The organism is Streptomyces sp. NPDC056480 (assembly GCF_042795405.1).
In the GTDB taxonomy this organism is placed as follows: domain Bacteria; phylum Actinomycetota; class Actinomycetes; order Streptomycetales; family Streptomycetaceae; genus Streptomyces.
In genome coordinates, this window is the sequence record NZ_JBHTSA010000150.1 from 1 (window position 1) to 17,725 (window position 17,725).

The following is a 17,725-nucleotide window of genomic DNA, read 5'->3' on the forward strand; positions in this document are numbered from 1 at the left end:
GTGCGGCCGCCCGGCCGCACTGCGAGGTGTTCGCCTTCCGCGCCCAGCGCGAACGCCGCCGTCGCCGTCGCGTCCGCCTCCGTGAGCGTCGGAGCGACGACCGTGAGAGAGCAGCCCGGTGGCGGGGAGCTGGCGGGCGGATTCCGGGCCTCTTTGAGGTGGCCGGTAAGGTTGGGAAAGGCTCCCTTCATTGTACACCGGGACAGGGAGAACCCTTCGTATGGTTCTCCCACCCGGGGTGTCTGGTGTGGTTCAGAAGGCTCTGCCGCTTGTGGCTTCCACTGATTGGCCGGCCGGGCGCCCCACGACGACTCGGCTGCCAATTGGGAATTGCGAAGGATCGCTCCGTAGGGAATCGACAGCGAGTTCGTCCGTCGGGAGGCACCCAGCACACCCACCGCAGGGAGGCGTGATGGCCGCGATCTGGACCGGAATCGGCGCAGGCAAGACCCACCGCCGCCACTGCGTCGTGATCGATGAGAGTGGCCGCCGGCTGCAGCTACCGCGGCGAAGGCAAGACCGACGCCAAGGACGCCGCCGTCATCGCCGGCCAGATCCGCATCCGCCGCGATCTGCACCCCTTGCACCCCTTGCGCCCCAGCGACGAAACCGTCATCGACCTTAAGATTCTCACCGGTCGGCGCATAGACCTACCTGGTCGCCGACCGCGCCGCACCGTCAACCGGCTTCGGGGCCAGCTGGCCGGGATCTTCCCCGGCTTGGAGCGGGCCCTGGCCTCACGAACGGGGGCCCGCTGACCTTGCTGACCGGCTACCAGACCCCCTCGGCCATCCCCGGCTCGGGGCCAGACGCCTGGGGACCTGGCCGCGAAACCGCAAGATCCTCCGAGCCGACCAGCTCGCCGCAACCGTGGCCGAAGCGGCCGAGCGTCAGCACACCTGCCTGCCCGGGGAGAGACTGACCGCCCAGATGGTGCACACCCTGGCGAAGGAGGTGAGAACCCTCAACGAGCAGGTCGCCGAACTGCACAAGCTCATCGAGGCCCGGTTTCGCGACCATCGCCACTTCGACGTGATCACCAGCATGCCCGGCGTCGGCGTCGAGTTCCTGGCCGCTACCGGCGCACAGTGTCCGTCTTCGGGACCAGCCGACCGCCTCGCCGACCGCCCTCGCAGCTTGACAGACGACATTAGGAATCAGTGGCAGCTTCCTGCAGCCAGTTACAGGAAGCTGCTTTCATGTGGACTTGTCTCACCATAGCGAGAATGCCATGCTAGCCATCGCGAGAGAAGAGGCGTGCATAAATTCGGCACGCAGGTAGAACGAATCCGCAAGGCACTCGCATATACTCATGGAGGATTGTCATGACATTCACTTCTCGCGGTGGCGCAACTATTCTACTAGTTGCCGCTACTGTCGCTCTTTCCCTGTCCGGCGCATCAGCGGCCAGCGCCAGTGAGTCCGGTGGCACTTCTGCCTCTGAAGCCACGGAACGCGTAACCACGGGCGAGTCGGCGAGCGGAGCCGCGGCTAGGCCTAGCGGAGGTCCGATCTTCTACTACAACGAAGGACCGGCGATTTAAGCATTTCAATCCGCCTCCACTCACTTCCCCAGAGGCACCCTCGAATCGACCATCACACCGGGCGCCCGAAGACAGGGAGCCTAACTGCGCAGCCCCTAAACTGATCGTTTCAGAGAGGCGGCGGCACTTGCAGTAGTCGTAGCCCCGGCCGGCAAACAGCGGCCCTGCCGGTGACGAGGCCGAGCGCTGGACCCTGCGGATGTGGGGTATCGCGTCCCGGTCGGTGATCACATAGTGCTTGCTGCCCGGGCGTGCGCGGCCGACCAGCGAAGGTCCAGTGTGAAGCTCGGCTGGGACATTCAAGCCGAGCGGCTTCAACTCCCGGTGTTCAGTATATCGACCCGCCGAGGCTCCTCCCCCAGCTGTTCACATATCTGGCATCTGCGTGCGGCCGAGTTGCAGGTTGATGTCAGGCGAGGCCCCCTTTGCAGCCTCGCTGCTGTGGAATGCTCTCCAGCAGAGACAGAAATGAAGGGCGGCAGCCGATTCAGGCTGTTCGCCGCCATTATCCAGAAAGAGTTGTTTACATGGCCAAGATTTCCCTGTTAGGGCACACGCTTCTCGCTGCAAGTTTCGGGGTCATTCTCGCGACTACTCCGGCGCACGCCGAAGATGGCATATTCGTAATTCCAAGCCATCAGGTCGGCTGTGTCGCAATCCCGGACGGAACCGAAATCATCCGGAATCCCACTCAGGCTCATGTCGCTACGTATCGTGATTCCAACTGTACCGATAAAGTATCTCAAAGCTCTCTTCCGGCTTTCGACTACAAGTCCCCAATGCACTACTTCTCGCATGCATGATTCCTCGAAGAGGAATCGATGGCCGGTTCACGGGCAGTGAGGGAGCATACCCGCTGCGCCCTGCGACAACACCGGCGAGCAGCTGACGAGGTCGTACATGGTTGGCGGTACGACGTCGAAAGGTACAGGTCGGTCCGGTGATCACTGTGCCTGGCGGTCCGTGCGGGTGACGGTCTGCTGTTGTGAGAGCAGGCTGGCGATGGCTTGGATCGTGTCGCTCGAGTGCTCGCGGCGGGCGAGTGCCCGCCAGTCCTTCGGGTGTGCGATGCCGTGCTCGACCCGGATGCGGGACGAGTGCGCCTTGCGCTAGCGTTCACAGATCTCCTCGTACCACTCTGGCGGGTTCTTCTTGGACTTACGGTGCGGTGGTGTCACCACGCGGCCGCCGTCCGGGCGCCCCTGGCCCTGATAGCCGACATCGGCGAGGATCTCCGCGGGCGGGCCGTTCAGTCCGGTGCTTGGACAGGCTCAGCTGCCGGGCGTGGGTGATGCTGGCACAGCTTGTCGGCTGAGCTGGGCTGCGGAGCAGGAGCCTGCCGCTGGCGTCCGTGAGGACCATGGACTTGACGGCGTTCTGCTTGTTCCCGGCTAAGAAGACCTTCTCCCGGTTCTTGCGTTCGACGGCGAGCCTGCGGGCCCTGATCTCGATGCCGTCGACGATCCCGGTCTGCCCGCTGGCGCCAACAAGGCCGATGACCTCGGCGAGGGTGCGGAGCCGGACTCCGGCTGCAGTGGTGCAGCCCCGCTCGGCGAGCAGCCGCCGCACCTCGCCGGTCGCCGGGTGACCGTAGAGCGGCCGACGCCGGACCAGCAGGCCAGCATGGCGTGAGCAGCACCGTGGCAAAAATGAACGAGGGTGCTCCCGGGTACATCTGGAAGGGCCCGTAGAGGCCTCCCTCATGCCATGCGTTCCCTGCCTGCGCGGAGCGGAGCCCCAGATGGCGACTGGATGAACCGGATCGATCAAGCATCGTCCGCGTGCCGGTCCTGCACGCGGACGGCAACGTGTCCCACAACATCGCATGAAAGGGCGTAGCCGTGCGGACCGCGGGGTGTGAGTCACACGTCCCTGCCACGGCGCCTGACGAGCTCGTGCATGGTCAGTGGTGCGGTGCTGGACTGTGACCGCTGATCATGTCCGTGTGTGTGGGACAAGAATCCTTCTCGCCGACATGGGTAGTGACCACTCATACAGATGGTCTACGGCGGTTTGCCGACTACCGGCGGCTCGAGCCCGCCCGGGGACTGGGTTGCACACCACAAGTGCGGCACTCTGCATCACCGGTCTGCTCCTCATCGGTTGCAAGGCCACCACCCGGCTCCGCCGGACCGGGACGGTACAGCAAGCTCGCCGGAAATCCACGCACCGGGGGCGGGCGGCATCACTGGGGCAGGCACGGGGCAGGCCCGGTCGTCGCACTCGGCAGAGAACTCGCCTATCCCCGCTACCAAGTCCGCGGCAGCCGGTGAGCCAGCACAGCGGCCTGTCGCCGTTCTGCATGCGCCAGGGGTCACCAGGCGGAGCGGCGTGCAGACCCCCGGCTCTCCCGGGCACGTGGGGGGCGTTGGGTACGGCGTGCTGCCGACGCCTCGTCGGCGTCGGCTGCCTGAGGAGAGGAGAAGGTGACCTGTACAGGTACGGGCGGCGTGGGTCTGGCGGGCGCGGGAACGGAGCTGCCGGAGGGTGTGGCGGTACTGGGCAGAACCGTTGCGCCGACGATGTGAGGAGCGCATGCCTGGCAGATCTCGGACAGGGTCCAGACGTCGCCCACGGCACGGTTGTGGATGAGGATCATCAGAGTCCGGCCCGTGCACGTGGTTCTGGTGGTGTTGTGGTGACGGCAGTCGGACGCGCCGCAGGCGCAGGCGGCGCCGGGCCGCGGGGTCGCGGAGCGCGCGTGGGCGTGGGCATGTTGGTGCGCGAAACGGCGCAGCGCATGGATGTCCTTGGAGCGAGGAGGCATCCGGCAGGCTGAGGTGCTGCAGGCCACGGAGGCGGAGTGGTCGGCGTGTCCGGTCAGGCGGACGGTCCAGGTTCTGCCGGCCGGCCGCGATCCGGGAAGAGTGCTCACTACGCGGGGGTCCATTCGATCGAAGGTGTGATGGTCTTTCTACCCGGGGGTCACTTCAGCGTCGATGTCTGTGGTTGCCGAACCGGTGCGCAGTCACCTGAGTTTGCTGCGATAACAGTTCGTGACATCAGCTTCACGCAGGCCGGAACGCAACGTGGATGGCACAAGCGCGATGACCCCGGCGAAGGGCGCCGGATGGCGCCTCCACGTCGATCGGCACCGGTGACGTCGGTGTCCTGCTTCGGTATGGGCATCATCAATGGCTGGCGCTACACAATACCCACCGGGGCGAAGGCGTTCAACAGGCGCCCAGGAAGGCTCCGCGGGTTCCGTGCGGAATCCACGCCATGCGTGAAAGGGGTGCTGCCATGGGTGGACCCGGCCTGCGGCCTTCCGCGGAGCGCCGGCCGCTGGCGGTGGACGTCTCCCATGGGGCATGTTCTCTCCAGGCCCGGGAACACGGCGGTACGCCGGCTTCATCCTGGTGAGCCCAGACTCTTTTTGAACAGCACGTTCCGCATCGCTGAAGTCCGCAGGCCATCGGACTCGGAACTCAGGCATCCGCCCGCCGGGCTGGGAGCACGGTCTGGCCGGCGATACCTCGCTGGCCGCCAGCCGTATCCGCGGCTGAATCGGGTGCCGGCCTGCGGCTTTATCCTCCGGCCGGGCGGTCCTTGTTGGTACGCGGCTCGGCCCCCCGCTCCGATCCGCAAGGCGGAACAACTGTGCCGGCGGACAGCCTCGCAGGCACCGGAGGAGTCAGCCGTAGCCGCCCCCGGGATTCCCTCCGCCGAAACTGCCGCGGCCCTCGCCGGCTCCCGGCTGCACGCCGCCCCTCACTCTCAGATGACGAAGCGAGCAGTCATTACTCAGCAACATCCAGAGAGGTCATGTTCTTGTTGAGTCTCACTCTGCGCCGATGGCAGGCAAGGCGTTGCAGATCGCCGCACCTCTCCAGGGACTACCGCCTCCCTGATGTGTCTTCCAAAGGCCTTTCTCATGCCAGATACAACCCAGGGATACAGTGCGGCAGCCCAGCCGCTCCCGTTCACAGAAGTACGGCCGGGTGACCGATGAGCCAGCACATCCGTGAAGACATCAATCAGCTTCCCGCATACCAGCCCATACCGGACCCGGCTGCTGTCGCCAGAGAGCTCGGCCTTCCCGAGATGGCCAAGCTTGACACCAACGAAACACCATACGGGCCGCTGCCCGGGGTACTTGATGCTGCCGTCCTGTCACTTGAGTATGTGCACCGCTACCCAGATCTCACACCCGTAAAGCTCATCAGCACCCTGGCCTCGCATTACGGGCTGGACCCTGCCGGGATTGCCGTAGGCAACGGTTCGGCAGGTCTCATCGAGTCCTTGGTCATGGGAACCACGCGCACCGGCGACGAAGTCGTCTATTCATGGAGATCTTTCGAGGCGTACCCGCTGATCGCCTCTGTGGCCGGCGCCAGGGCGGTGCCTGTGCCGCGCTCGCCCGGGTATGGGCACGATCTGCCGGCTATCCTTGATGCAATAACATCCCGCACCCGGCTCATCATCCTGTGCAACCCGAGTAACCCGACCGGAACTTATCTGCCTCCGCAGCAGGTCGAAGACTTTCTCGGCCAAGTCCCCGATCACGTGCTGGTCGTCCTCGACGAGGCATACCACGAGTTCATCTCACCACGGCCGGAGACAGACACGCTGGCCACAGCCGCGCTCCGGAAGAACGTAGTTGTCCTTCGCTCCTTCTCAAAAGCCTGGGGACTCGCAGGACTACGCGTCGGCTGGCTCTACGGAATGCCAGAACTCACTCAGGCCGTACGGAAGTGCATTCTCCCCTTCTCCGTCAACAGCCTCGCCCAGGCAGCCGCTGTGGCAGCACTGCGGGAAGAACGCGAGATGCTCCGCAGAGCAGCCGAGACCGCCAGGGAGCGTGACCGGACAGCCGCCGCACTCCGCACCCTCACACCTGGAATACCTCTCTCTCAGGGGAACTTCCTGTGGGCCCCGCTGGGCGAGAAGACTGCCGCCTTCACCGAAGAAGCAAAGCGCCAGGGGATCCTCGTAAGAGGATTCCCTGGCGAGGGCGCAAGAATCACCATCGGAACAATAGCGCAGAACGACTTCCTAATTGACAGATACCCGACCATCCTTGACCGGGCACAGCGTAACTAGCTGGATCCGCATCCACGGTCTCGGCGGGGCGGGCCGGACGGACCGGCTGTATGCCGGCAGCGCCATCCGCCAGCTCAGCGATCCGACCGCACCGCCGACGCCTGACCACGACCCCGATCAGGCAAGCACGCCTCACCCGCTATCACGCACCAGCTCGTTAGGGCTCGCAGAGAATCAAGGTGTTGCTTCCCGCGGTTCGGCTCGTTGGTGTGGTATGAGCACATCCGGTGAGGCCGCAGTCAACTCGGCCTGAAGTTCGCGGTGTTGTTTCCGCACCTTGACGAGCGGCATCGTCATCTGTTGATGGGAGCCGAAGCCCGGGTTCTGGGCCACGGCAGTATCCGGGGCGGTCGCCCAGGCGGCCGATGTCAGCGAGGCCACCGTGCGCAGAGGCGTGGACGAGTTGGAGGCGGGGGCGGAACGGCTGGGCCGGGTCCGCCGTCCCGGTGGCGGGCGCAAGCGGGCGGCCGAGGTGGATCCGGGGCTGCGGCCCGTGCTGCTGGCGCTGGTCGAGCCGGATATGCGCGGGGATCCGATGTCGCCGCTGCGATGGACGACGAATTCCACCCGCAGACTCGCCGACGAGCTCACGAGCCAGGGCCACCGCGTCTCGGCGGATACCGTCGCCGACCTGCTGCGGGAGGAGGGGTTCAGTCTCCAGGCCAACGCCAGGACCGTCGAGGGCGCCCGGCATCCTGACCGGGATGCCCAGTTCCGCTACATCAACGCCCGGGCCAAGGAACTATGGGCGCCGGTGACCCGGTGATCAGTGTGGACACCAAGAAGAAGGAACTGGTCGGCCAGTACAAGAACGGGGGCCGAGAGTGGCAGCCGAAGGGACTGCCCGCCCGGGTCAGGACCCACGACTTCCTTGACCGGCGGGGACCGGGCAAGGCGATCCCGTACGGGATCTACGACGTCGCCGCGAACACCGGCTGGGTCAGCGCCGGCACCGATCACGGCACGGCCGCGTTCGCCGTCGCCTCGATCCGCCGCTGGTGGCAGGACCGCGGCAGTCACGACTACCCACGGGCCGCCCGGCTGGTGATCACCGCGGACGCGGGCGGCTCCAACGGATACCGCACCCGCGCCTGTAAGACCGAACTCGCCGCCCTGGCCGCCGAAACCGGCCTGGAGATCACGGTCTGCCACATGCCGCCGGGCACCTCCAAGTGGAACAAGACCGAGCACCGGCTGTTCTCCCACACCTCCATGAACTGGCGAGGCAGGCCCCTGACCAGCCACGACGTCATCGTCAACAGCATCAAAGCGACCACCACCCGCACCGGCCTGACAGTCCACGCCGAACTCGACCCGGGCACCTACGACACCGGCATCAAGGTCACCGACGGCGACATCGACGCCCTGCCCATGCACCGGCACCGCTTCCACGGCGACTGGAACTACACCCTCCACCCCCAACACCGCGACACCGTTAGGGCGGCCGGGGACCCGGTGCCGGATCAGGACCCGCCCCCGCAGCCCTCCGCTGCCGGTCTGCGCAGTCCGGAGCTGACCGGCATGAGCGAACCGGCACTGGACGAACTCGCCGGCGAGCTGTCCCGCAAACTCGATGAGCTACGTGAACACGAGCGGTCCCAGCAGCGAGGAGGAGACCGCATCCGTGCTCGCGGAGCCGGCGCCAAGGACAAGCTGACCGCCGCTGACCGAGTCCCGGCCACCGTGCTCTACCTGCGCAAACTCGGCACCCGGGACCTGATCGCCCAGCTCTTCGCAGTCAACGCCAGCACCATCACCAGGGCCGTTCACAGTCCGGCCCCTCCTCGACGAGAACGGCCGTACCATCCCACCCTCGACAGCCACGTTCCGCACACCCGCCGACGTCACCGCCTTCCTCGCCACCAGCAGCACCACGAAGATCAACTCAGCATGTTGATTCTCTGCGAGCCCCAAGTAGAAGCCCCTATGTTTCGTCAAGCCGCGGAAGGGGCCTGGTTGGCGGCTCGGGGCTGGATGTGCCGGTAGAGCTCGCGGGCGACGTACCGCTTCAGACACCGGATGATCTCGCGCTTGGACATGCCCTCGGCGGTGCGTCGCTCCAGATACTTCTGGGTGTGTTCGTCCCAGCGTATGCGGGTCTGCACGATGCGGTAGAGGGCGGCGTTGGCCTGGCGGTTGCCTCCGCGGTTCAAGCGCCGGCGTTGTGTCTTGCCGGAGGACTGCTCGACCGGGCTGACGCCACACAACGCGGCGAAGGACGCTTCGTCGACGAGCCGGTCGGGGTTGTCACCTGTGGCGATGAGGAGGACCGCGGCGCTGTCGGGCCCGACGCCGACCAGGTCCAGCATCTGGGGCCGGCAGGCGCGGACGGCCCTGGTGGTGCGGCGGGTGAGCTCTTTGACCTCGCCGGACAGGTGCTGGACGCTGCGGGCGGGCAAGCGCATCGTGAAGACGGCCTCGCCCCGGTGATCCACGTGGAGGGCCGCGCAGGTGGCGACCAGCGCAGGGTTGCTCAAACCGGTGAGGAGTTCGCGCAGATCCGGGTCGATGGACATGAGAACGGCCTTGAGCTGGTTCAGCGCCTGGGTGCGGGCCTTGACCGCCGATTCCTTGGCCAGCCGCAGGACCCGCATGTCCTCTACGGGCCCGTCCGCGCTCTTCGGCACGGTGGTGGCCCGTCCGGACAGCACTGCACGAGCGGCCGCGTCGATGGCGTCAGTCTTGCCGCGCTTGCGCCGGGTGGCGCGGTCGGGCTGGTTGATCTCTACGACGTCGATGCCCTCCTGGCACAGAACCCGGGTCAGCGCGGCTCCGAAGGAGCCGGTGCACTCGAAACCGGCCCGGCGCAGAACACCGAACGACCGTGCCCAGGTGAGCAGTTGGCGATAGCCGATGGCGGTTGCCGGGAACTCCTGCTGAGCGAGCAAGGCACCCAGGGTCGTGATGACGGCGGCAACATGGACGTCCTTGTGGGTGTCCACCCCCAGGATCACGTCCTCCGGCAACGGAGCATCCGGCTGTGTGAGCAGGTTCGGGTGGGGCATGCTGGTGACAGTCACGTGGCTCCTCGATCGGCGTGGGGCTGTGGCCGACGTCGGAACGGTGGGCGGTCAGAACTGTGACGGTGCCTTGTGTGGCAAGGCCCCTAATCCGTGGTGAAGGTGGTTCCGGAGGCGGGCGGTTGGCCTCTGGGCTGTCTGGTGACGGACGTCTGTAAGGCCCCGGGCCCTGGAGGCCTTCCGATAGAGCGGCGCCGTCACGGTGGGTTTCACGGGACATGTGGGCGCCGGGCAGACGTCTGGTATCACCCCGGCCTTTGAGGTCTCACGAGAGAGCGGCGCGGCCCGGCGTCTCCAAGTCCCGTGAAACCTACCGCCGCATGCCATCCGTTGTCGTCGTGGTGCGAGCCCGCCGCAGGGTGACCTCTTGTTCACTTCCGCGAGCCATGAGCTCTGGCGCAGACAGAGGCCCCTGGGGTGCGCTGGTGTCGCGAACGGCTACCGAGATGGCGGACCGATCGAGTCCTGGGATTAGGACGCCGCGTGACCCGCATGAGCTCGTGACCTGGGCAAACAACTCGATGATGGGAGAACCTGTGATTGTGTTCTGCGGGATCGACTGGGCAGAGAGGCATCACGACGTCGCGCTGGTCGACGAGGCTGGCGAGCTGCTGGCCAAGCGACGGATCAGCGATGACGCTGCCGGCTACCGGATGCTGCTGGAGCTCCTGGCCGAGCATGGTGACAGTCCCGCGTCTCCGATACCGGTGGCCATCGAGACCAGCCGAGGCCTGCTCGTAGCAGCCCTGCGGACCGGCAACCGCAAGGTCTTCGCAATCAATCCACTTGCAGCATCCCGCTACCGCGACCGCCACGGTGTGTCCCGCAAGAAGTCTGACCCGGGCGATGCCCTCGTGCTGGCGAACATCCTCCGCACTGACATGGCCATGCACCGGCCGCTGCCTGCGGACTCCGAGCAGGTCCAGGCCATTGCAGTACTGGCTCGTGCCCAGCAGGACGCAGTCTGGAACCGCCAGCAGATCGGCAACCAGATCCGCTCTCTGCTGCGCGAGTACTACCCCGCTGCCCTGGACGCCTTCCTGGCCAAGCAAGGCGGGCTGGCCCGCGAAGAAGCCCGCATCATCCTGGCCAAAGCACCGACACCCACCCAAGGCTCCCGGCTGTCGCTGAGCCAGCTGCGTTCCGCTCTCAAGCGCGCCGGCCGTATCCGCAGCATCGACGAAGAAGCTGACCGCCTACGCGGTGTCCTGCGAGCCGAGTACGCCCACCAGCCCGCGGCTGTCCAGGACGCCTTCGGCAAGCAGCTTCTCGCTCTGCTGAAGCAGTTCGAAGCAGCCTGCCAGGCCAGTGAAGATCTCGCCGACGCCGTTGACGCCAGCTTTCGCGAGCATCCCGATGCCGAGATACTCCTGAGCTTCCCGGGCCTCGGCCTCCAGCTCGCGGCACGAGTTCTTGCCGAGACGGGCGACGACCGCAACCGCTTCACCGACGCCCGCGGTCTGAAGGCATACGCCGGATCCGCACCGATCACCCGCGCCTCCGGCAAGAAGCACTACGTCGGACGCCGCATGGTCAAGAACAACCGGCTCCACCACGCCGGCTATCTCTGGGCCTTCTCCTCCCTGCGATCATCGCCCGGCGCGCAGGCCCACTACCGACATCGGCGCGACGTCGGCGACTGGCACGCGCAAGCCCAACGGCACCTGTTCAATCGCCTGCTCGGGCAGCTGTTCCACTGCTTGCAGAAGCGAGCCCTCTTCGACGAAAAGCTCGCCTTCAATCAGCCCGCGTCCTCGCCAGTGGCAGTGGCTGCTTGACTTCTTCAGATCCCGAGATGTCTATCGGGACACGCCCGCCGGTCCGGCGGCAGCGAGCACCGCCCGGGGCCGGAAGCCGACAGATCCTGAACAGGGCAGCCAAGGCCAGTTGTCCCACGGGTCAGGCCCCAGCACCGGACGGCGCCGCATCAGTCTCACAGTGGTGTCCCAGACCAGGATGATCGGGCCGCCGAGCTGGATGTGCGCCCTCACGATCAAGTCGCGGTAGTCGCGCCAGGTGAAGCCCTTCGGTTCACCCTTGCGGCCCCGGTAGACGAGGAAGCTGTAGAACAGCCGTGACCTCCTGCCCTGCTTGAAGCAGCTCATCCCGGCCATCGAAATACGGCCGGATCCCCGGGCACGGACGCGGACGACGGGCGTGTGGCCAGTCCGGCCCCAGGTCCTGGCGCGCGGCGGTCTCATGGACTGTCCGGCCTCGTCCTCGAAGACGACCCAGGCTCCACGGGTTGTCGCGGCGCTTTTACCCGCGGCCAGACCTCCTTCTTCCACAGCTCGACCGCCGCATCGTCGCGCTCGATCGCCCGGCGGGCCGGCTGCTGCCACGACCACCCGTGACGCTTCAGCAGCCGCCACGTGCCCTCCACCGTGTACGAAACGTGGAACAGTCGGCCTATCAGCGTCTTCACCCGAGCCAGCGTCCAGCGCTGGTCAGCCCAGCCGTGGGCGAGCGGCCCGCGCTCCAACTAGCGTTCCAGTCTGGCTATCTGCGACTGGCTCAACCTTGGGCGCCCCGGGGAGCCTTTCGATCGCACCCCAGTCGCTCCGGCCTCCCGCCACTGCCGACGCCACCGCTCCACCGACCGCTCGGACACCCGCAGCGCAGCTGCGATCTCCCGGTTCCTCTCCCCGCCCTCGAAGCGTTCCACAGCCTGCAGCCGGATCCGCTCTCGCGCGGCCCTCCCGGCGTCGGTCAACCCGCCACCCTGCGCGTATCTCACAGCCCAGGGCTACCGGAACAGACCAAGAGCTGTCAGACGAACGGTCCCGACATCACCCAATCAAGTTCAGTAGTTCTCCAGCCTGTCCGCTCACCCGTACCGATGCCTTACCAGGAGTGAGTGAAGAACTGGCCGAGAGGAACACCACGGCATGAGCCCCCGGCAGCACCCGCCCGCCCTGGGTACGGGGAAGGTTCAGCCCGCACCCTGATCAGCTGCGGCTTCTCCTGGGCCTGCGCGAAGCAGCAGCTGCACCGGGAATGTGACCGGGTGAGCGAATACTACTCATGCCTCTCTTCATGGCGCATAGATAGCATTCTCCCCATTCGATGTCAATCGGATTTGCCAAGCCTTCGATCAGCCGGAAGGCTGCGCATTTTCCGTGCCGGCAGTTAACAGAGAAATCGCAGGAGGTACTCATGAAGTTCAGTCGGGTGGCCTATACGGCGGCGGCGGCAACGATGCTGACCCTGGGAGCCGCCAGTTCGGCCATGGCCGGCGAAGTGCTCGCGGATGATCAGGGCAGCGAGCACACCGCGCGCGTGGAGCACGCGGCTTCCGATATTTCTTTCAGTGACGTATTCGGGGACGTGACGGTGGAGGAGAGCCACACCACCGCGATGGTGTACCCGAACCTCACGTTCTACGACTACTGATCCCTGATAGATCTCATGCGCCGGCGGCTATGGAGAGCGTCACTCCATAGCCGCTTCCTGCCGGCCATTGCTGTCTGGGGGACCGCTACGGACTCGCGCACTGGCTGACTGGCGGTACACAGAAGGACCACCTTCATGGCCAAGCACACTGAAATCCCGCACATCATCCATCAGACGTGGAAGAGTGCAGAGGTCCCGCCCCGGTGGAGAGCCTGGGTGGAATCCTGGCAGCGCCATCATCCGTCCTGGGAGTACCGGCTCTGGACCGATGAGGACAACCGGGATTTCTTGCACCGGCACTACCCCTGGTTCCTTCCTGTCTACGACGGATATCCCAAGGGGATCATGCGGGCTGACGCCATAAGGTACTTTCTTCTCGATCATTTCGGCGGGGTGTATGTCGACCTTGACTTCGAGTGCCTGCGCCCGCTGAATGGTCTGATCGGCGGCCATGGCCTCATACTTGGCTACGAGCCGGAAGCGCACGCCGGAATGGGCCTGGCACGCGAACGGCGTATTGAAAGAATCGTTGGCAACGCGTTTCTGGCCTCACGTCCCCGGCATCCGCTCTGGGCACATATCCACCGCGAGCTGGTCCGCACGCACAAAGAGACGGATGTCCTGGATGCGACAGGACCGTTCTTCCTGACCCGGGCCATGGAGCGCGCACCGGGCGCAGAGTCCGTCACGGTGCTCGAGCCGGAACTGCTCTACCCGGTGCCCAGTCCGCATGCCGCAACGCAGCCGGCGCGTGAGGGCGCGGATCTCAGCAGCGCCTATGCCGTGCATCACTGGGCCGGAAGCTGGATAGAGCCTTCCTGTCCTGCGGGGCTCCCTCCGGGCACAGAGATCAGATTCTGGACCAGCCAGAACATGCGGCCGCTGGCGACAGGCATGCTGAACGTGGACGCGCAGCGTAAGCAGTGGGCCGCAGGCGCACCGGCACCGAAGGTGTCCTGTCTGATGGTCACGCAGGACCGTCCGTCCCTGGCACGCCGTGCGGTTGCCTGCTTCACCTCCCAGACGTACCCGGATCTCGAGCTCGTCGTCATCGACGACGGGACGAGCGACACGCTCGGGCACTACATCGGGAGCCTTAACGACCCGCGCATCAATTACCTGCGGCTTCCCCCCGAGAACAAGACCCTCGGAGAACTGCGCAATGTGGCAGTTGAGCAGGCCGGCGGAGCGTACCTGTGCCAGTGGGACGACGATGATCTGTACGATCCGGAGCGGGTCGAGGTGCAGATGGCCGCGATGCTCGCACTGGGGGCAGAGGCATGTTTCCTCGCCCGCGAGCGCCTGTGGTGGCCCGCCCGCCGCAAGCTCGCCATCTCCCGGCACCGGGTATGGGAAGGGTCGATGATCTGCTCCAGAAGCAGGATGCCCTCATATCCTCATCTGCGCAGAGGCGAGGACACGCAGGCCGTCGCGCAGGTGGCGGGCAGCTGCAGGCTGGCAGCTATCGACGTACCCCACCTTTACACGTATGTATTTCACGGTGGCAACACGTTCGGCGCATCTCACTTCGCAGGCCATTTCGATGCGGCCACTCACCTGTACGGGGACCCCGGCGTCAGTGCGCTGGAAGAGGCGCCCGCCCGCGCAGCAGAACAGCCCGCACGTCCGTCCCTGCCGGGCCGGGAAGGCAAGCACGCCGCAGGCCCTGGTACCCGTCCCGGCAGTGGTGCATCGGTGCAGGAAGCGGCAGGGCTTCCCCGTATCCTCGTCCTCACGCCGGTAAGGGATGCGGCAGCGCACCTTCCCCGCTATCTAGACGGTCTCCGTGCTCTTGAGTATCCGGGTGAAGCGCTCTCGCTGGGACTGCTGGAAGGGGACAGCCTGGATGACACCTGGAGACTGCTGCAGGCCGCCAGGCCGGAACTGGAAGCGGCATACCGCCGTGTGACCCTTGTGCAGCAGGATGCAGGGTTCCGCTCGCCTCTCCCCCGCTGGGACCCCCGCATCCAGCGCGGGCGCCGTTCTGCACTGGCCAGGGCACGCAACCACCTGCTGTCCCGTGCCCTCACCGACGAGGACTGGGTCCTGTGGCTGGACGTCGATGTGACCAGCTACCCCCCGGATCTCATCCAGCGCCTCCTCGGAACCGGGAAGGACATTGTTGTCCCCAGCTGCGTGACTGAACCCTCCGGACCGGCATTCGATCTCAACACCTTCGTCCTCAAGCCAGGCAGCGATGAACTGGACTGGTCCCAGTGGATGCGCGACGGCATCCTGCAGCCTCCGCGCGGCTTCGGCAGGATCTACCTCGACCAGCTGCGCAACAGCGGACTGGTTCAGGTAGATGCCGTGGGAGGGACAGCTCTGCTGATCCGTGCCGACCTGCACCGCGACGGCCTTGTCTTCCCGGCTGCGCCGTACAAGAACATGATCGAAACCGAAGGTCTTGCCGCCCTGGCACGGGACATGGGCCATGCCTGCTGGGCCGTCCCGGACCTCGAGATCGTCCACCCGCACCACTCCGGATGACCGGGTTTCCCAGGGAAGGAACACCTCAGGCCATGGAACGACCGCACATACCCGACGGCTCCGACCCCGCGGTGTCGGTGATCATCCCGTGTTACAACTACGCCCGCTACCTCCCGGCCGCCGTGGCAAGTGTCCTCGCGCAGACGTTCACAGACTGGGAACTCATCATCGTCGACGACGGCAGCACTGACGGTTCTGCTGCCGCGGCAGAGTCATTGATAAAGCAGCACCCGGCCCGTCGGATCAGGCTCCTCCGGCAGAGGAACTCCGGGGTCTCCGCAGCCCGCAACACCGGTATCCGCGCAGCACGCGGCCGCTACATCCTGCCCTTGGATGCCGACGACATGATCGCCCCCGCCATGCTGGAGAGGACGGAGGCCGTTCTGGATGCCAGCCCTGGCATCGCTGTGGTCTCTACCGACCTGCTGGTCTTCACCGATGACAGGCTTCCCCCGCAGCGGATGTCCCTTCCCCCTTTTGACAGAGAGCGGATGACCCAGCAGCTGATCATGTTCTACTGCTCGCTGTACCGCCGGGAGGTCTGGCAGACCGTCGGAGGCTACGACGAGTCCATGACGGCAGGAGAAGACTGGGATTTCTGGGTCGCATGCGTAGAACACGGCTTCGACGCCCGTCATATCCCAGAAGCACTGTTCGGGGCACGTAACAAGGACTCCGGGCTGCACGTGGAATCCGCCGAGAACGACCTCGCCATCAGAGCGAGAATCGTGGTGAATCATCCAGGCCTCTTCAAACCTGTCACCCTTGCCTGGGCCAACGCCCTGCTTGACGGAGGCACCGGACAGGATACGGACCCGCGGGTACCCGACGAGCTCCTTACGCGAGCCGCCGAGCAAAGCGCATCCCTGCGGACGGCTCTGACCCTCCAGGCCACCGTCCGCCGCCAGCACCGCCGGATCAAGGAACTGGAGGAGAGGGTGCTGAACAGCCAGGGAAGCGACGCCCCCCGCACCTCCCCTCCGGAACCCGCCGAGGACCGAAACCTCTGGGCTGCCGCAGCGGTATCCCCGCACGGCCAGGGGTGACCGGTCCCTCCCGCCAGCCCCGCGGGCGGGCTCCGCTCGGACGGATCCCGCTCCCGGACCGCTGGCCCGGCCTGCCTCACGCCTGCACCCAGCACAGCCGCGAGAGAGGCGATGGGCCTTGACCCCGAATCCTGGAAACGGGTTATGCGGCTTGGGCCAGCGTAGTTGATGTTGTTGTGGCTGCTGTCTCGTAGGCGATGGGGCTGCGGTGTCCGAGGCGGGAGTGACGGCGTCGGGTGTTGTAGCGGTGGAGCCACCGGAATGCGTCGAGGCGGGCTTCGCGCTCGCTGGGCCAGGCTTTTCTGCCTTGGAGTGTTTCGCGTTTGACAGTGGCGCTGAAGGACTCGGCGAGTGCGTTGTCCGCGCTGGACCCATCGTGCCCATGCTCTGGACCACCCCTGCTGACCTGCAGGCTTGTGTGAATGCCCGGCTCACGTATTGCGCGCCGCGGCCGGTGTGCATGATCGCTCCGGCGAGGCTGCCGCGGGTCCGCTGGGCGGCGGCCAGGGCGTCGGTGACGAGCTCGGTTCGCATGCGCTCCGCGAGTGCCCAGCCGGCCAGACGCCGTGAGGCGAGGTCGATGACGGTGGCCAGATACAAGAACGTCCCTCCTTCCAAAGGGAGATACGTGATGTCGCCGACGTGTCGGCCGCCTGGCGGGCGGCCCGGTGTCCGGGCCCGCGGTCTCCCGCTGCCAAGTGGCGTGCAGCGCCGTGAACTGGGCGTCGGTCGCGTCTACGGATCCGCACCTGGTTCCCGAACGCGATGAGTGGGAGAGGAATGTCTGGTGGGCCGGACAGTGCCTCACCGGGCTCCTCGCCACAGACTTGTGTCCGCCCGTTGCCCGGCGCGAACACCGCCAGCGTGTCCATCCGTCTCCCGCGGACCGCTGAAGCTTTTTCAGCGATGAGTCCCCAGGGGTGTGACCGACCCGTCCAATGCCTCGACAGGCATGGCCGGGGGCAACGCCTGGTCCTGGCGATCCGGGCCAGGACTGATCGCGGGATCCCGGCACGCCAGGCCCCGCTCCGGCACGCAGGTGCCGGGGCTGGCAGGCGCAGAAGGCGGTGCCGGAGAACGGCGCCGTCCCCTGGCCGGGGCGCCGGAGATCTCGTCGACGTACTGGCGGCCGACACAGTCATCGGCGCGGTTGACCGGGCCGCCCGGGTGGGCGCCGAGCCCGGCGCCC

At 66.2% G+C, this 17,725-nt stretch carries 8 protein-coding genes and 5 pseudogenes; 7 read left to right on the forward strand and 6 right to left on the reverse strand.

Annotation, left to right across the window (positions count from 1 at the left end; all coding sequences use genetic code 11):
• Window positions 1-126 (reverse strand): annotated as a pseudogene (locus ACFQ79_RS36385) (FAD:protein FMN transferase); the annotation flags it as partial.
• Window positions 127-488: 362 nt separating this feature from the next.
• Here ACFQ79_RS36385 and ACFQ79_RS36390 point away from each other — a divergent pair.
• A pseudogene (locus ACFQ79_RS36390) lies at window positions 489-1,122 on the forward strand (transposase); the annotation flags it as partial.
• 1,580 nt (window positions 1,123-2,702) lie between these two features.
• Here the strand turns inward: ACFQ79_RS36390 and ACFQ79_RS36395 are convergent.
• Window positions 2,703-3,113, reverse strand: coding sequence for a hypothetical protein (locus ACFQ79_RS36395; protein ID WP_383591529.1), 411 nt, complete (start codon window positions 3,111-3,113; stop codon window positions 2,703-2,705).
• Between the two features lie 2,379 nt (window positions 3,114-5,492).
• Between ACFQ79_RS36395 and hisC the strand changes: the two genes are divergently transcribed.
• Both hisC and ACFQ79_RS36405 read left to right on the forward strand, forming a co-directional pair.
• Entirely contained in the window at window positions 5,493-6,587 is a 1,095-nt protein-coding gene (gene hisC / locus ACFQ79_RS36400) for a histidinol-phosphate transaminase (protein ID WP_383591531.1), read from the forward strand.
• 303 nt (window positions 6,588-6,890) lie between these two features.
• A pseudogene (locus ACFQ79_RS36405) lies at window positions 6,891-8,484 on the forward strand (ISAzo13 family transposase).
• Between the two features lie 37 nt (window positions 8,485-8,521).
• Here ACFQ79_RS36405 and ACFQ79_RS36410 read toward each other — a convergent pair.
• Window positions 8,522-9,607: an IS110 family transposase gene (locus tag ACFQ79_RS36410; RefSeq protein ID WP_383591534.1), complete on the reverse strand. Its 1,086-nt coding sequence runs from the start codon at window positions 9,605-9,607 to the stop codon at window positions 8,522-8,524.
• 521 nt (window positions 9,608-10,128) lie between these two features.
• Between ACFQ79_RS36410 and ACFQ79_RS36415 the strand changes: the two genes are divergently transcribed.
• Window positions 10,129-11,385, forward strand: a complete 1,257-nt coding sequence (locus ACFQ79_RS36415) for an IS110 family transposase (protein WP_383591549.1) — start codon at window positions 10,129-10,131, stop codon at window positions 11,383-11,385.
• 21 nt (window positions 11,386-11,406) lie between these two features.
• Here ACFQ79_RS36415 and ACFQ79_RS36420 read toward each other — a convergent pair whose 3' ends face one another.
• Together ACFQ79_RS36420 and ACFQ79_RS36425 are read right to left on the reverse strand one after the other, a co-directional pair.
• The gene (locus ACFQ79_RS36420; RefSeq protein ID WP_383591537.1) at window positions 11,407-11,712 is read right to left on the reverse strand and encodes a hypothetical protein; all 306 of its coding nucleotides are present in this window, start codon (window positions 11,710-11,712) and stop codon (window positions 11,407-11,409) included.
• Window positions 11,713-11,804: 92 nt separating this feature from the next.
• Window positions 11,805-12,344, reverse strand: a pseudogene (locus ACFQ79_RS36425) (winged helix-turn-helix domain-containing protein).
• Between the two features lie 419 nt (window positions 12,345-12,763).
• Here ACFQ79_RS36425 and ACFQ79_RS36430 point away from each other — a divergent pair.
• The 3 genes from ACFQ79_RS36430 to ACFQ79_RS36440 all read left to right on the forward strand — a co-directional run bounded on the left by ACFQ79_RS36430 (window position 12,764) and on the right by ACFQ79_RS36440 (window position 16,536).
• Window positions 12,764-13,000: a hypothetical protein gene (locus ACFQ79_RS36430; protein ID WP_383591540.1), complete on the forward strand. Its 237-nt coding sequence runs from the start codon at window positions 12,764-12,766 to the stop codon at window positions 12,998-13,000.
• Between the two features lie 135 nt (window positions 13,001-13,135).
• Window positions 13,136-15,490 carry a glycosyltransferase gene (locus ACFQ79_RS36435; protein WP_383591543.1) on the forward strand — a complete coding sequence of 785 codons (2,355 nt, stop codon included), beginning with the start codon at window positions 13,136-13,138 and terminating at the stop codon, window positions 15,488-15,490.
• Window positions 15,491-15,522: 32 nt separating this feature from the next.
• On the forward strand, window positions 15,523-16,536 hold the full coding sequence (locus ACFQ79_RS36440) for a glycosyltransferase family 2 protein (RefSeq protein WP_383591546.1): 1,014 nt from the start codon (window positions 15,523-15,525) through the stop codon (window positions 16,534-16,536).
• Between the two features lie 142 nt (window positions 16,537-16,678).
• On the opposite strand, the pseudogene ACFQ79_RS36445 reads toward ACFQ79_RS36440, so the two are convergent.
• Window positions 16,679-17,193, reverse strand: a pseudogene (locus tag ACFQ79_RS36445) (IS3 family transposase); the annotation flags it as partial.
• Window positions 17,194-17,725 lie beyond the last annotated feature (532 nt).

Bases quoted from the DNA above. Each gene is read 5' to 3' on its own strand.
- hisC (WP_383591531.1), top strand. From the start codon at position 5,493: ATGAGCCAGCACATCCGTGAAGACATCAATCAGCTTCCCGCATACCAG.
- ACFQ79_RS36440 (WP_383591546.1), top strand. From the start codon at position 15,523: ATGGAACGACCGCACATACCCGACGGCTCCGACCCCGCGGTGTCGGTG.
- ACFQ79_RS36430 (WP_383591540.1), top strand. From the start codon at position 12,764: ATGAAGTTCAGTCGGGTGGCCTATACGGCGGCGGCGGCAACGATGCTG.
- ACFQ79_RS36420 (WP_383591537.1), bottom strand. From the start codon at position 11,712: ATGAGCTGCTTCAAGCAGGGCAGGAGGTCACGGCTGTTCTACAGCTTC.
- ACFQ79_RS36415 (WP_383591549.1), top strand. From the start codon at position 10,129: ATGATGGGAGAACCTGTGATTGTGTTCTGCGGGATCGACTGGGCAGAG.
- ACFQ79_RS36435 (WP_383591543.1), top strand. From the start codon at position 13,136: ATGGCCAAGCACACTGAAATCCCGCACATCATCCATCAGACGTGGAAG.